The 15,549-nt window shown below is 44.8% G+C and carries 10 protein-coding genes; 8 read left to right on the forward strand and 2 right to left on the reverse strand.

The window, feature by feature from the left end; translation table 11 throughout:
• Positions 1 to 42: 42 nt before the first annotated feature.
• Complete coding sequence (locus AC58UX_RS02575) at positions 43 to 873, forward strand: phytanoyl-CoA dioxygenase family protein (protein WP_497249423.1); 831 nt, start codon at positions 43 to 45, stop codon at positions 871 to 873.
• 13 nt (positions 874 to 886) lie between these two features.
• On the forward strand, positions 887 to 1,684 hold the full coding sequence (locus tag AC58UX_RS02580) for a sugar phosphate isomerase/epimerase family protein (RefSeq protein WP_497249425.1): 798 nt from the start codon (positions 887 to 889) through the stop codon (positions 1,682 to 1,684).
• 217 nt (positions 1,685 to 1,901) lie between these two features.
• Here the strand turns inward: AC58UX_RS02580 and AC58UX_RS02585 are convergent, their stop codons facing one another.
• Positions 1,902 to 2,759 carry a helix-turn-helix domain-containing protein gene (locus AC58UX_RS02585; RefSeq protein WP_497249427.1) on the reverse strand — a complete coding sequence of 286 codons (858 nt, stop codon included), beginning with the start codon at positions 2,757 to 2,759 and terminating at the stop codon, positions 1,902 to 1,904.
• A 148-nt stretch (positions 2,760 to 2,907) separates the two neighbouring features.
• Between AC58UX_RS02585 and AC58UX_RS02590 the strand changes: the two genes are divergently transcribed.
• The 4 genes from AC58UX_RS02590 (at position 2,908) to AC58UX_RS02605 (ending at position 11,961) form a co-directional block, all read left to right on the forward strand.
• Positions 2,908 to 5,490 (forward strand): GH116 family glycosyl-hydrolase, encoded by a 2,583-nt coding sequence (locus AC58UX_RS02590; protein ID WP_497249429.1) that lies wholly within the window; start codon positions 2,908 to 2,910, stop codon positions 5,488 to 5,490.
• 196 nt (positions 5,491 to 5,686) lie between these two features.
• The gene (locus AC58UX_RS02595) at positions 5,687 to 8,731 is read left to right on the forward strand and encodes a hypothetical protein (protein WP_497249431.1); all 3,045 of its coding nucleotides are present in this window, start codon (positions 5,687 to 5,689) and stop codon (positions 8,729 to 8,731) included.
• Positions 8,732 to 8,770: 39 nt separating this feature from the next.
• A complete protein-coding gene (locus AC58UX_RS02600; RefSeq protein ID WP_497249433.1) occupies positions 8,771 to 9,538 on the forward strand; it encodes a sugar phosphate isomerase/epimerase family protein in 768 nt (255 codons plus the stop codon).
• A gap of 59 nt (positions 9,539 to 9,597) precedes the next feature.
• Entirely contained in the window at positions 9,598 to 11,961 is a 2,364-nt protein-coding gene (locus AC58UX_RS02605) for an AraC family transcriptional regulator (RefSeq protein WP_497250032.1), read from the forward strand.
• Positions 11,962 to 12,578: 617 nt separating this feature from the next.
• On the opposite strand, the gene AC58UX_RS02610 is transcribed toward AC58UX_RS02605, so the two are convergent.
• A complete protein-coding gene (locus tag AC58UX_RS02610) occupies positions 12,579 to 13,271 on the reverse strand; it encodes a putative endonuclease domain-containing protein (protein WP_497249435.1) in 693 nt (230 codons plus the stop codon).
• Between the two features lie 374 nt (positions 13,272 to 13,645).
• Between AC58UX_RS02610 and AC58UX_RS02615 the strand changes: the two genes are divergently transcribed.
• Positions 13,646 to 14,557, forward strand: a complete 912-nt coding sequence (locus AC58UX_RS02615; RefSeq protein ID WP_497249437.1) for an ABC transporter permease — start codon at positions 13,646 to 13,648, stop codon at positions 14,555 to 14,557.
• A gap of 12 nt (positions 14,558 to 14,569) precedes the next feature.
• Positions 14,570 to 15,472, forward strand: a complete 903-nt coding sequence (locus AC58UX_RS02620) for a carbohydrate ABC transporter permease (protein ID WP_497249439.1) — start codon at positions 14,570 to 14,572, stop codon at positions 15,470 to 15,472.
• Positions 15,473 to 15,549 lie beyond the last annotated feature (77 nt).

Consider the following 15,549-nt stretch of genomic DNA (forward strand, 5'->3'; position numbering starts at 1 on the left):
GACTATGAGCAAGCAAGAAAACACTTAGGAGTGTGGATGACGATGACGACGATGTTGAAAGTAGGCAACCGTGAATTAGAGATGCATGGTGAGCATTTAGAGGAACTGAGAAGCTCTAATGATATTTTTCATGATATTGCAGCATTGCGTGAGCGAATGGAAGAGGATGGCTACTTGCTCATTCGTGGATTTCATGATCGGGACAAGGTGCTTACGGCTCGTACAAGTATCTTGGAAAAAATGGCGCAGATGGGCAAGCTAAATCGCGACACGCAGCTTGAGGATGGTGTGATGTCTGATGGCAGCAAAACCATTTTCTTTGGGGGAACGAATGAAGACTTGCCTGCCCTCTTGAATGTCTTGAATGGCGATCATATCATGCGCTTCTTTGATGAATTTCTTGGTGACCAATCGTTAACGTACCATTACAAATGGCTAAGAGCCGTTGGGAAAGGCGATTTCACTGGGGCGCACTATGATATCGTTTACATGGGGCGAGGCACTCATAACGTGTATACGGTATGGTCTCCATTGGGCGATGTCCCTTATGAGATGGGAGGTCTAGCCATTTGCCTCGGGTCACACCGTTTTGAGAAATTGAAGGCGTCCTATGGCTCCAAAGATTCTGATCGTGATGGGGTTAATCACTATACAGATGATCCACTATTCATTACGGAGAAATTTGGCGGTAAATGGGCAACAACGGAATTTCAGGCGGGAGATGTGCTCATCTTTGGCATGTTCTTGATGCATTGTTCCCTTGAAAATACGACGAACCAATACCGGATCAGTGTAGATGCGAGGTATCAATCTGCGAATGAAAAGGTAGATGAAAGATGGAGCGGGAAAAAGCCGAAGGGCCATTCTAAATAAGGGGAATGCAGCAATGGAGATTCGATTAATCAAATCGTTGTGGGGAATGGAATCTTCTACCTACAAAGAAGCTTTACCCACAATCGCTGCTGCCGGATATGACGGTGTGGAAGGTCCCGTTCCATCAGCGGAGCATCGTGAGGAATTCATGGCGCTCTTGCAAGCGCACAAGCTCAGCTATATTGCACTCATTTCGACATCTGGTGAGCATGAAGAAGCTTTTACTGCTGGTGTGAAAGCAGCGGCTGCGCTTGCGCCAGAGTTAATTATTTCCCACAGTGCGCGGGATTGCATGGATTTTGAAAGGCAATTGAAATTTTTCGAACATGCGGTAGAGATTGAGAATAAATACGGGATCCCTGTCGGACATGAGACACACCGGCATCGTGCGATGTTTACGCCGTGGACGACCGCGAAATTGTTGACAGCCCTCCCTGATTTGAAGCTCACAGCAGACTTTAGTCACTGGTGTTGTGTCTGTGAATCGATGCTGGAAGATCAGACCGAGCAGCTGCAGCTGGCTATGGAGAGAACGATTCATATTCATGCCCGTGTCGGCCATGCCCAAGGCCCTCAAGTCCCGCATCCCGGGGCACCTGAGTATGCCCGAGAATTGCAAGCACATGAGTCGTGGTGGAAGCAAATTGTGGCAACACGCGCAAGAAAAGGCTTCGCCTATACGACGATCACGCCGGAGTTCGGTCCACCGGGCTATATGCCGACCATTCCGTTTACGAATGAGCCCGTGAGTAATTTATGGGAGACGTGTCTGTGGATGGCTGGTCGGTTGCGTGAAACATTTAGGGATTGAGATTAGAAGAATGGCTGCTGTAAAAGGCAGACCATTCTTTTTTTATATACGCCACAACCCGATCCCAGATAGACATTCCATCAGTTGCGGAACGTGGTTCCCTTATTTCGGCTGAAACGAACAAAATCAGCCTGAAATGGAACGAGAGGACGCTATTTTCCTGAGAAATGCGATTTTAGAGGTGATTATGAGGAATAGAGGAACCACGTTCCGTATCTCACAGGTTTCTCCTATACTGACCAGGACTAATACCCGTTATCGATTTAAACGTTTTGGAAAAGTGATGAACATCTGGAAATCCGCAGTATTCGCTCACTTTCTGAATAGATAAACCCTCCTTCAATAGCTCCTGTGCATGTTGGATGCGTAAATGCAATAAATATTGGTACGGTGTCGTGCCAAAATGCTGTTTGAATAGAACATTGAATCGAGATGGCGAAAGCCCGGCTCTTTTTGCCATATCAATGACGTTGATCGGTTCGGAAATGTGGAACGCAAAGTAAGATGTGATCCAATTTAAGAATGGCTGATGAGATACCGATTCAGGTTGGGGCTTCATGTAGATTTTGAATAGAGCCGTTAGAAATTCGTGCGCAAGCTGATTCGCTTCCATCACGCTCAAATACGTTTGCAGCTGCCAGCACTCGATCATCTTCAGCAACAGATCACGTAGTTTATTCGAATGAGTCGTTTCCAGTTTAAAAGGGATTCGGAGATCCTCAGAATTGCGCATCCTAGGTTGCATATAAGAGGCATAGGGTGTCATGTCCAGCTGTCCAGGCAAAGTGACAAAGCTGCTCTCCCTTAATGAATTATAGAAAAAATCAAGGTGAATATAAGGATTAATCGTATTGGTCATTCCCTTAATCGTATGCACGTCCCCAGGCTGAAACAGGCAAAGATCGCCTTCCTTCATTATATGGATGTCACCGTTCAGCAGAATCTCAAACTGACCCTCTTGCACATAAAAGAGGATGTAATCCAGCAAGTTGCGTTCTCCTAATACAAACGGAGGTCGGATGGCATAACCTGCGATACGAATAAAAGGAGCAATCGCATAATTCTCTAAAATCATAAAGTAAGACACCTCATCCAGATACTCATCGCAGTTGTTTTTTACATAAAAAAAGCGGTTAATCCACAAAGAATTTAGACTACGTTTCCGATATGATAAAGGGAGTTGATGACTAAAGTATAGCATGTTACATGAGGAGGAATCATCCATGAATAATGTATATAAAGGCGTTAAAACGCGGGAAATTAGTTTTCCGTTAGGTGGGATAGGAAGTGGAAGTATCGGTCTTGCAGGCAACGGCCGATTGGTAGATTGGGAAATTTTCAATCGTCCAAATAAGAAGAGCTTCAACGGTTTTAGCCACTTTGCTGTAAAGGCAGAACGAGATGGAAAAGTGTTGGATGCACGGGTGTTGAATGGGGATTTGCAAGGTTCTTACATCGGTGAACACCTTCGTGGTGCGCCTCTACATAGCGGGTATGGCTTCGGTCCAGAGAGTCAGACGATGGCAGGTATGCCGCATTTTGAAGAAGTAGAGTTCAGAGGGGAATTTCCACTGGCTGAAATGTCATTTCAGGATACGAATTTTCCAGGACGTATGGAATTACTAGCCTTTAACCCGTTCATTCCCCTTCAAGCGGATGATTCAAGTATGCCTGCAGCCTTTTTTGAGTGGGAACTGGAAAATACGGCGGATGCGCCGATTACTTACACACTATGTCTGTCTGCCGGCAACCCGATTCCAACAGATAAAGTTGTTCACCAGTACAGTGAAAATGGAGGCGTCCATGCGATCCAGTTAGGATCGCATCAGTTTGACCGCGAGGATCCCAACTTTGGAGATATAACGATCGCCACAGATGCGGCAGTCAGCAGCTACCAAGAGTTTTGGTACAGGGGCGGATGGTGCGATAATCTGGAGATGTTTTGGCATGACTTTACGCAGCCTGGACACTTGCGCAACAGGCAGTATCGCGAGGATGAGCCTCCTTTTCGGAGAAAAGATACGGCATCGCTAGCTGCGCATATGGAGCTGCTGCCTGGCGAGAAGAAAAAGATCAGATTCACCATCAGCTGGCACTTCCCGAATGTGAACAATTATTGGAATCCGAATCCGGAGGGCCCTAACGTCTGGCGAAATTACTATGCAACCCAATTCGAAGACTCTCGGGCAAGCGCAATGTATGCTTTCGAGCACTGGGAGCGTTTACTCGGAGATACGCTTACTTTTAAAGAAGCGTTGTTTTCTTCCACGGTGCCTGACGTTGTCAAAGACGCAGTTTCTGCGAACTTATCGGTCATCAAATCGGCGACGAGCTTGCGTCTGACCGATGGTTCATTTTACGGATTTGAGGGCTGCATCGAAGATACTGGCTGTTGCGAAGGTTCTTGTACGCATGTGTGGAACTATGCCTATGCGCTGCCATTTTTGTTCCCAGCGCTGGAACGCAGCATGCGAAATCTGGATTTCAAGTACAACAATCGCGAGGACGGTAGAATGTCCTTCCGCTTGATGCTGCCGCTAGGACGCGAAAGAATGGATTTCCGCGCCTGCGCTGACGGACAATTTGGCGGCGTCATTAAAGCCTATCGGGATTGGAAAATTTCAGGTGACACGGATTGGCTGCGATCGGTATGGCCTGCCATTAAGCAATCTATTACGTACGCTTGGGCAGACAGCAACGAAGACAAGTGGGACCCTGGCAAGCAGGGAGTTCTTGTTGGCAGACAGCATCACACGTTGGATATGGAGCTTTATGGTCCCAATTCCTGGTTAAGCGGATTTTATTTAGCTGCTCTCAAGGCGGGTGCTGATATGGCTGCATGCCTAGGGGATCTAGCGACAGCAGATGAGTTCAGCTCATTGTTTCAAAACGGCAAACGATGGGTAGATGAGCATCTTTTTAATGGTAAGTATTACGTACAGCAAGTCGATTTATCGGATAAATCGTTGCTCGATCAATTTGATGAAGAAACGGTTCGTCAATATTGGAACGATGAATTGAGAGAAATCAAATATCAAGTCGCTGAAGGCTGTGTCATCGATCAGGTCATTGCGCAGTGGCATGCTAATTTATGCGGGCTTGGTGAAATTTTCGATAAAGGGCAAACCCGCACTGCGTTAAAATCGCTATATCTGTATAATTTTAAAGCCAGCATGAGACACGAGGCCAATACTTGGAGATTGTACTCGCTAAATGACGAGGGGGGCCTTGTCATCTGCACATGGCCCGAAGGCACGAGCAAGCCAGCGATTCCATTGACTTACAACACCGAAACGATGACCGGATTTGAATATCAGGCAGCTTCGCATATGATTCAAGAAGGCTTCGTCGAAGAAGGATTATCCATCGTGCAGGCGATTCGTGATCGTTACGATGGGGAAAAGCGCAACCCATGGAACGAAATAGAGTGCGGCAGCAACTACGCCAGATCGATGGCGAGCTACTCCTTGCTGCAGGCTTTCAGCGGATTTGAATACAATATGGTGGAAGGGATGATCGGATTCAACCCTGTGCAATCAGAAGAGGGGATATTCCGTACCTTCTGGTCGCTCGATGCAGGATGGGGGACCTTTGAGCAGCATCCGGAGCAAATAGTCCTTCAAATTTTAGGTGGCCAACTCGACTTAAAGATAGTTAAACTTCCCGTGGAGCAACTCAGTGCAATAGAGCAAATCCAATGGAATGGCGAAAACTTGGCGTACAGCATCGTAGGGAATGAGATTCATCTTACTGGCGGGCATACGCTGGATGGGACGCATCCGCTTGTCATCAAGCTTCGTTCTTAAACTATGCTCTTCATTTTACGAATAAATTGAGCCTGAGGATTGACCTCAGGTTTTTTTCTGTCCACATGACAGAAATCCAAGAGAATTACCCATATTGCAATTTACTTTGTGAATTGCGACTCCTAGAATGACTATAGAGGTGGGTTGAAGGCTCACCTTCACCGAGCAAGCTAGGTTTTACCCAGGAGGTATTGCAATGCCAGACTCGATGAGCATTCATTTTGAATCGTTTAAGGATCCTCCCGTACAATTTCGCTCAATTCCGTTCTGGTCCCTAAACGATCGATTGGAACCCGCTGAAATAAAAAAACAATTGCAGCAGTTTGCTGAAGGTGGGTTTGGGGGCGCATACCTCCACAGTCGAACAGGGCTAATGACGGAATATTTAGGAGAAGAATGGTGGGCTGCGATCCAAGCGGCTTGTGAACAGTGTGAGGAGCTGGGGATTGAGGCATGGTTTTATGACGAAGAGAAATGGCCCTCTGGTTTCGCAGGCGGGATTGTGCCTAATTTAAGTTCAGATTACCATGCAAGATCACTGATTAGGCTGGAAAAAGGCACAGATCTTCCGCCTAGCTGTGAGTGGTTGCAAGAAGATGATCACTTCATTTATGTAAGCTGTAAAGATGCACTAGGCAATGCGTGGTACAACGGCACCTGTTGGGTGGATTTGATGAATCCGAAGATGGTGAAGTCATTTATCGATTGTTCTTATGCGCCCTATGTAGAGAAATACAAGTCCTTTCTTGGTCATACGGCAAAAGGGATTTTTACAGATGAACCCCAAATCAGTCCTAGACAAGTTGATTTCCACCATCAAGGGACGATTAGCTACTCGTCTTGGTTGAGAGATTTTTTTCAACGGCAGCATGGTTATGACATTTTGGATCGTGTTCAAGCCCTTTTTGAAACCACCGGTGATTATAGAAAGGTTAGACTGGATTATTACCGGAGTCTTGCTGCGCTGTTGGAAAGCAGCTTCAGCCGCCAAATTGGCGACTATTGTGCTGAGACGGGATTAATATGGACAGGTCACTTTAATGGGGAGAACTCGTTTGGTTCCATTCTATTAAATGTGGGAAATATGATGATCCAGTATCGTCATATGCAGCAGCCTGGCATTGATCACTTGGGCTTACGAATTGATGGCGGGCTAATTGCAGTCAAAAGCTTAACAAGCGTATCCAACCAGTATGGTATGGAACGCAGACTTTCTGAATTATTTGGTATCAGCGGTCAAAATATGAGTTTTGAAAATCGGAAATGGATTGCCGGTTGGCACGCTGTGCTTGGCATCAATCACTTTTGCCCGCATCTCGCTTTATATAGCATGAGGGGCTGCAGAAAGCGAGATTATCCGCCGACGCTATCACCGCAGCAACCCTATTGGAAAAACAACAAGCTGGTCGAAGATTACATGGCGCGGATCTGCTACTCAACAGCACAAGGGGTGTTTGCGCCGGAGCTGTTGGTCCTACACCCGCTGGAAAGCTGTATCATGGAATTAACAGGAGCGGATGTTGTTTCCATTAATGCCGTGAAAACAACTAGCATTAATGAACGCGACACTCAATTCATTATGCTTCTGGAGAAGCTGATGGGGATGCATCGGGATTATGATCTCGGCGATGAACAAATACTTCAAGACATTGGCAAGATTGAAGGGGATATGCTGCAGGTTGGCCACATGCGATACAAGGTAGTCTTGCTGCCTTACATGAGCACAATAAGACCTTCAACGCTAACATTGCTTGAATCCTTCGCACAGAACGGCGGAAAAGTTCTTGCTATTGGCGGATTTCCCATCTATGTGGAAGGGGAGGAGGACAATGCTGCCCTTGCTAACCTGAGAGGTTACGCCATTCCAATACAAGAAGACCAGCTGGAATCAGCCCTAGCACAAGCGTCTGCACCAGCGATTCAATTGTTTGGCCAAGAGGTCTCATCCATTTGGACACAACATAGAAATCTACAGGGTGGTAGTCTCATCTACTTTACTAACTTATCCCGATCACAGGAACTGGCATGTGCGTTCAAGTTGCAGGAAGCAGTGGAAAGTACCGTACTCTGGGATCCTGAAACGGGTCACGCCTACGATCTCAAACCAGACCAAGACGGGATGTTTCATTTTAAAATAGAGCCCGCGCATTCCTTCATTGTGACGACTGGTGATGCTTCGCAAGAGGCCATAATTTTAGGCGATTATGATCTCCCAGGGACGCTAAAGCCTGTCATGACATTGGAAGGGCCATGGAAAGGAACACGTCATGATCCGAATTTGCTGACGCTCGATTTTTCTAGCTACTCGACTGATGGGGGAGTAACCTATAGCGAGGCTGAACCCATTATCGGTATTCATGAACGTTTTACCGCAAACGGATATAACGGTTCGCTAAATTTGGTGTATCTTTTTGAAACTGAGATCCTACCTTCTCAAGCCTTTCTTGTTATCGAGCAGCCAGAAATGTATGAGAACATCAGTGTGAACGGTGTAACAATTGACGTTTCAGGAAGCGAAGCCTATCGAGATGCGTCCTTTCGTAACATAGACATTACAGACGGCCTGCAAATAGGCACTAATCGCATCACGCTACATCTCACCTACATAGCTCCTATTTTGGATAGTAGTCAGGCGGTATCAAGATATGGAACGGAAATCGAGAGCATTTATATCGCTGGCGATTTTGGAATGAAGGCCGTAAGTTCTAACGCCACGGATGGCGCCCACAGACTTTCTGCTTTTGTAATGACGGCTGAACGAGAATCGGTTGAAGGCGACTTAGCTGTTGAAGGATATCCTTTTTACGCAGGTGAATATACACTCTCATGCAGCTTCTCCTTACCAATGAAAATGGACAACAAGCGATATTTTGTATCTTTTCCAGGCATCGAAGTGATAACGCTTACAGGCCAATTGAACGGGCAACCGCTGGGAACCATCGCCAGCCGTCCGTGGAGGTTTGAAGTAACGGAAGCTTTGCTCGCAGGCGAAAATCACCTGCAGCTCACGATAGCTAACTCGCTCCGTAATATGCTTGGCCCTCATCACCATGTTGGGGGCGAACTGACGAAGGTCAGTCCCGAAAGCTTCACAGGCCAGACTAGCTGGACATATCCAGGAACCGGTGAAGTTGATTGGTACAAATGCAGGCTGAACGGCCAAGCGAATTTATGGCGTGATGACTACGCGATTGTCCCTTTTGGATTGACCGATCAACCGATAATTTGGATAGAAGAATGACTCATTTTATAAGAAAATAATTAGAGAGCGGTGAAAGAAATGAAAGTTGCAGCACAATTATATACCCTTCGTGATTATCTTAAGACACCAACGGATATTGCTACTACGCTCAAAAAGGTGAAGAAAATCGGGTACAACGCCGTGCAGGTTTCGGGAATGGGACCGATCGGAAACAAGGAATTGAAGGAAATGACCGATGCCGAAGGTCTTCAAATATGTGCTACCCATATCAGCTACGCAGACTTAGTCAATCGTATCGATAGCGTTATTGAAAAACATCACATTTGGGACTGTAAGTATGTAGGAATCGGAGGATTGCCGGACGAATATAAAGGTAGCGGAGAAGGCTACGCTGGGTTCGCGAGAGAAGCCTCAGAGATTGGGAAAAAGCTGCAAGAAGCGGGATTGACGTTTATTTATCATAATCATGATTTTGAATTCGCTAAATTTGAGGGTCAGACTTGCATGGACATCTTAATGAACAATTCGGATCCTCAAGCCTTCCACTTTGAGTTGGATGTTTATTGGGCACAGGCCGGCGGAGCAGATCCGATCGAATGGATTCGTAAATTTAATGGCCGAATGAAAGTTGTTCATTTGAAAGATATGTTAGTGACCCATGCCCGTGAGCAGCGTGTTGCTGAAGTCGGTGAGGGGAATATGAATTTTTCCGGGATTTTAGCGGCATGCCGAGAAATCGGTGTGGAGTGGGGCGCGGTTGAGCAGGATTTCTGCTGGGATCGGAACCCATTTGATAGTATGACAATCAGTTTAGAGAGTTTGAAAAGGCTCGGTATTGATGTGTAGCTCAACCATTCAAAGCTAGATCAACCTATTGGATACACGAGGAGGTTAAGGCCATTTTGATGAAGCGAAAATGGTTTGGAACCAAAACGTATTTTGCAAGAATGGTATTATGGATTAGCGCGGCTGTGCTGCTGCTAGTCCTTGTTCTTTCTCTGGTTGAATATATAAGTACGCAGAAGCTGTTGCTTCGGAATGAGTCTACGTCTAACCAGAAAATTTTGTATCAGATCGAATACAATATGGACGTGATGGATGAATCGATCCAGAACCTTAGCAAATTCCTATTTGTAAATGGTGATGTGGCTTCGATTATGTATGCAAAAACCGAAAATATGGCGGACGTCGCCACCCGATTAAATACGATTGTAACTTCCTTGGTGACAGCGAATCCGTATATCCATTCGGTAAGTATCTATAATCGAAATCTCGATCAATTTTATAATGTGGGAAGCTCCATTTTTTTCAAGGATCCATTTGTGGATGGCTTTTATAATGCGAATCAGTTGCTGCCTGTATTGAAACCCGTCATACGTAATATCCAAAATTTGGTGAACGGGAAAACGGTGCCCGAGCGGGTATTCTCTTATTTTATCTATAGTTCATCGATTTCGAACACGAAACCAGATGGGGTCGTTGTCGTCAATGTCAAACCAGAGTGGCTTATCAACAATATCGTAAAGATCAATTCCATTGATCCTAAAAAAGGCGATCGGGTGTACGTGCTGGATGATGCTGGCGAGTTCCTAGAAAGCAATACGGAGCAAGTCGATTACAAAATGTGGTTGAAAAATGAATATAAAAATTATGCAGCATCGCATGCGGATGCCCAAAAGAATGGATTTTTCCAAAGCAAGTATGAGGGTTCAAAGCTATATGTCACGTATGTAATTGAGAAGGAAACAGGCTTAACGCTGATCAAGACGCAGCCTGTTAATCAGGTTTTTCAATCCATTGAGCGGTTGAAAACAACCATCGTACTCATCACACTAATCTTTATTGTTCTTGCTTTGGTCCTGTCATTCAGCATTTCTCATCGAATTTACAAGCCATTTGATAAATTGGTTCATACGATTATGTCGGACAGAGTGCGTCATTCCCAATTGGAAGATGTCGACACGCTCGATGAAATTAATTATTTAGGAACAGTTTATAAACAATCGATGGTAAAGCTTGAACATTTTAATCAAGAGAAATTCCGTTATCAAAATGTGATGAAGAACTATTGGCTCAATCGTATTGTAAGTGAAGGTTTGACACTAAGCAGTTCTGAGCTTAAGCCCATTTTTGCAGAAATGCGTATTTCGCTGCCGCTTCAAGGACCGTATGCATTGATCATTATGAAAATTGATAAATACAAGGATTTTAAACAAAACATACAGGCGAAAGATCAAGAAACGATCCGATATGCTATCAGTAACATCGCCTCTGAAGTCGTAGGAAGGGAATATCCAAACGAGGGATTAGATATGTTGGATGACCAAGTCGTGTTAATCGTTCGTATTCCGGAGGATGAGTCATCATATACAAACAACATTCATGCTCTGATGCAGGAAGTTCAGGACAATGTCTTTCGCTATTTTAAAATCACTCTGTCTTGCTTGGTGAGCGACCCAGTCCATGCGTTGAACGAATTGGCTAACTTGTATAATCAATCTCTGAATCAGGCGATGTACCGCTTTATTCTTGGTCATTCAACTATTTTCACGTCTGAGATCATCAAACGGAATAGTGAGAATAAGCAAATGAGCTATGATCGGAACTTGGAAGAGACATTCCTGCAAGCATTGAAGGCAGGGAATGCCTTGCTAACAAGTGAACATTTGCAACAAATTTTCAATGAGATTGGGGCTTTGAACTATAATAATGCCTTAGTATCGGTCATTCGATTCGTGGACGCCATCAAGGATGCGCTTTCGGAAACGAAGTTTGCAGCATCCTCCAATCTGTCTTCGTCGATCTCAGCGATAAGTCGTAGTCTGCTCGAGAAGGAAACGATCATCGAAATCCGTGATCTGCTGCAGGCTGCACTCCAGGATGCGATGGTGAACGACAGTACTGACAAGCATAATGAACACAATTATTACATTGTCGATGCGGTAAAAGAATATATCCATCTGAATTATCGCGATCTCTCGCTCAACTTGCCTTCCATAGCTGCAACGATGAAAATATCCTCAAGACAGCTTAGCAAAATCTTCAGAGAATCGATGGATATTTCCATTCCGGACTACATTAATAAATGGAGGATGGAGAAGGCTGCTGAACTGCTGGTCGATCAACAAATTAGCGTTCGTGAAATCGTGGAGCAGGTTGGGTTTGTGAATGAAAGTTACTTCTTCAGCTTATTTAAAAAGAGGTTCCATGTTACGCCAAGGGAATACGCGCTGCAGAAGAAGACAGTTAAGCTTTATCAAGGGGATTGACGTTGGCAAAAGTAAATTTGCATTTAAAAAAGGCAGGGCTCGCGCTCTGTCTTTTTTGTGCATAATTTCCCCTAGGGCCGTGCCCTGTATGAATGCGGCGAGCGAAAAGGCTTGGCACTTCAACCCAACTCGCTCCCCGCAACTATCCCCTATTCAACTCCTTATGAGACGAAACGCCAACGTGAGCGGTTCAAAATAGCAGTCTCAGAAGCGCATCATCCTCAAGTTCACTTTGAGCCGTCGAAAAATGCACGCTCAGCAAAACAAATTAGCCAAAGAGACGAAACCCCAACGTGAGCGGTCGAAAATAGCAGTCTAAGAAGCGCATCATCCTCACGTTCACTCTGAGCCGCCGAAAAATGCACGCTCAGCTAACCAAATTAGTCAAAGAGACGAAACGCCAACGTGAGCGGTCGAAAATAGCAGTCTCAGAAGCACATCATCCTCAAGTTCACTCCGAGCCGTCGAAAAATGCACGCTCAGTAAAACAAATTAGTCAAAGAGACGAAACGCCAACGTGAGCGGTCAAAAATAGCAGTCTCAGAAGCGCATCATCCTCAAGCTCACTCTGAGCCGCCGAAAATTGCACGCTCGAAAGTAAATTGCAACTCGTGACTTCAAATCACATGATTATTAGCTTCCCAAATAGCTAACGCATAATCATGTAATTTGTAACTTCGTACACAAGACGTTCCTTTTCCTGCAGGCTGGAGAAGGGACTTTTTGCACATGCTTTTGAGCAAGAGACATGACTTCCGGATACTGATTTCGAGCAGATTACTAACTTGTAATGGTTTGATCGGTGAATCATTAGAAAGAGCTAATCGAACGATTTCTTTCTCAAGAGCATTCATCGGAATAGGTGCTGCATCAACAATACCAAGAAATCGGCCCATGAATTGTTGGAGCATTTGTATGCACATACGTGGGCGAACTTTGATATCGTCATAGGTAAACCGTAGTATTTTCCAACCGTCTAGGATGAGGTGGTTCTGGCGGATTAGCTGGTCAGCAAATTGAGAACGGCTTAATTGTACATGTGTTGTAAAGCCATCAATTTCAATGGCGAGTTTGAGGGATTGCCGTAAGAATGCGAAATCGAGGAAACGTGTGCCATCGCGGAAATCCTTTACTTCATACTCAGGATGAAGAAACTCAAAATGGCCAAATGCAGGAAACCAAACTTTCTCAAGAAATAGTTTCTCTGCGTGCCCAAGACCATCTAGGAGTCGACGGTGTCGTTCACCAGTGCGTAACTTAAGATGTTTTTCTACATAGGTATCATATAAGCTGATAAACGGTATTTTCATAAAAGATGCCCCCTGGAAATAAATAAGCCGCCTCCCGAGCCAGCATGAGCTGAACTTGGAAAAGCGGCGTGTGCTTCACAACCGTATGTAAGTTTTGTAATGGGAGTAAATATACCATAATTTACTAAAATAATCTACTGGTTACTTATTCGCGCACGATTAAAGTGCCCACAAGCGCATATCCCCAGGAAGCCTAGTAAATCAGGTTTGTTGTTCAAAAACCAACACTATTACTTCAATCACAGTCTGCAATTTCAGTTGTTTGTGCATGATTTTGAAGAGTTTTTCCTATGTTGCAATATACATTCTCCTCATTTTTAACTACGATTTGGATGTGAATCACGACATGGCAACCAAGTAGGAGGTGAAAGCGAATGGAAAGAGCAATCAAGATTTTTAGAAAAAATAGCGGGTTATCCTTACTGGCTTTGCCAGGGCTTATACTCATTATTATTTTAGATTATGTGCCATTGTATGGACTACTGTTGCCGTTTAAGCAGTATCAATTCGATCTAGGGATTTGGAATAGCCCTTGGGTGGGATTTCGAAACTTTGATTTCTTGTTTAATGGAAACGTTCTATTTCGTGTGTTAAGAAATACGATTCTGTACAATTTGGTATTTATAGTGTTAGGAACAATTTTCGCTGTTGGCTTTGCGCTGTTGCTGTTTGAACTAAACCGTAAATTTGTCAAAGTGTATCAGACGATTATGTTTATTCCCTACTTTATTTCCTGGGTTGTAGCGGGGTTTGCATTTAAAGCGTTGCTCGATATGGATTATGGCGTTTTCAATCAAGTTCTGACGGCCTTGGGCAAGGATCCGATTATGTGGTACAACGAACCCAAGTACTGGCCAGTCCTCATTGTTGCTGCTGCTGTATGGAAGGGGTTAGGTTACGGATCAGTCATTTACTACGCAGCGCTGATGGGTATTGATGCTGAATATTTTGAAGCAGCCAAGATCGATGGGGCGAGCCGGTTGCGTCAGGTGATCTCCATTTCAATACCGATGCTCAAACCGATGATCATTATGTTAACGATTCTACATATCGGAAGTATGTTCTACAGTGATTTCGGGTTGTTCTACAATGTCACGTTAAATTCGACGTTACTCTATCCGACTACGGACGTTATCGATACATTCGTCTACAGATCATTGATTGATATGGGGGATATTGGCATGTCATCGGCTGCGGGTTTCTTCCAATCCATTGTCGGCTTCGTATTGGTTCTAATGACGAACTTCATCGTTCGCCGAGTCAATTCGGAAAATGCGCTATTCTAAGGAGTATGAACTATGAGCAAACCTATGGCATTACGTAATACGAATACCGTCACACAAATATGGATTCATGCCATTTTTATCGCGGTCTGTGTAGCTTGTCTTTATCCCTTTCTCGTTATTGTGGCGACTTCGTTTCAGTCGGAGAGCGGTATTGTTCAGAACGGCTACACCATCATTCCCATAGAAATTAATCTGGACGCCTATCGGGTGATTCTGGTCGAGCCCAAGCAATTGTTAAATTCTTATGCCGTTACTATTGTAACTACCTTGATTGGAACAATTGTCGGTCTGTGGGTGACGACTTCCTATGCGTTTGCCATCTCACGGCATGACTATGCGTACCGAGGGATTCTGGCTTTTCTGATTTTCTTCACGATGCTTTTTAAGGGAGGGCTCGTTCCATCCTATATCCTGATTTCCAAATGGTTAGGCTTGCAGAACAATATTTTGGCTCTGATTGTGCCTTATTTAATCAGTGGCTGGTTTGTTCTGCTCATGAAAGGTTTCTTGCAAGCGCTACCGACTGCGCTCTTCGAGTCAGCGAAAATGGATGGAGCAGGTGAGACGCGAATTTTCATTCAACTCGTGTTGCCATTATCGTTACCTGCACTTGCAACCGTAGGACTGTTCTTCGTTCTACAATATTGGAACGACTGGTGGCTGACCCTGCTGTATGTCGACAGCAAGGATATGTTGAAGCTTCAATATTTGCTGATCCGTGTTTTGAAGAATATGGAATTCTTAAACAGTGCGGAAGCCATCCAATATGGACTCGTAAAGCCTGGCATGGAAGTCCCGTCGCTCAGCGCTCGAATGGCGATGTGTGTGCTTGCAGCAGGACCAATGCTTGTGGTATTTCCCTTTTTCCAAAGATTCTTCGTCCGCGGTTTAACCGTTGGTTCGGTGAAAGGGTAGTATCCCAGTTACTGTGGATAAGCTCTTGCGCAGTAACTGTTTAATATAGCATGATAATAGTATGGACGAAGATACGG

The organism is Paenibacillus sp. J22P90 (assembly GCF_059692195.1).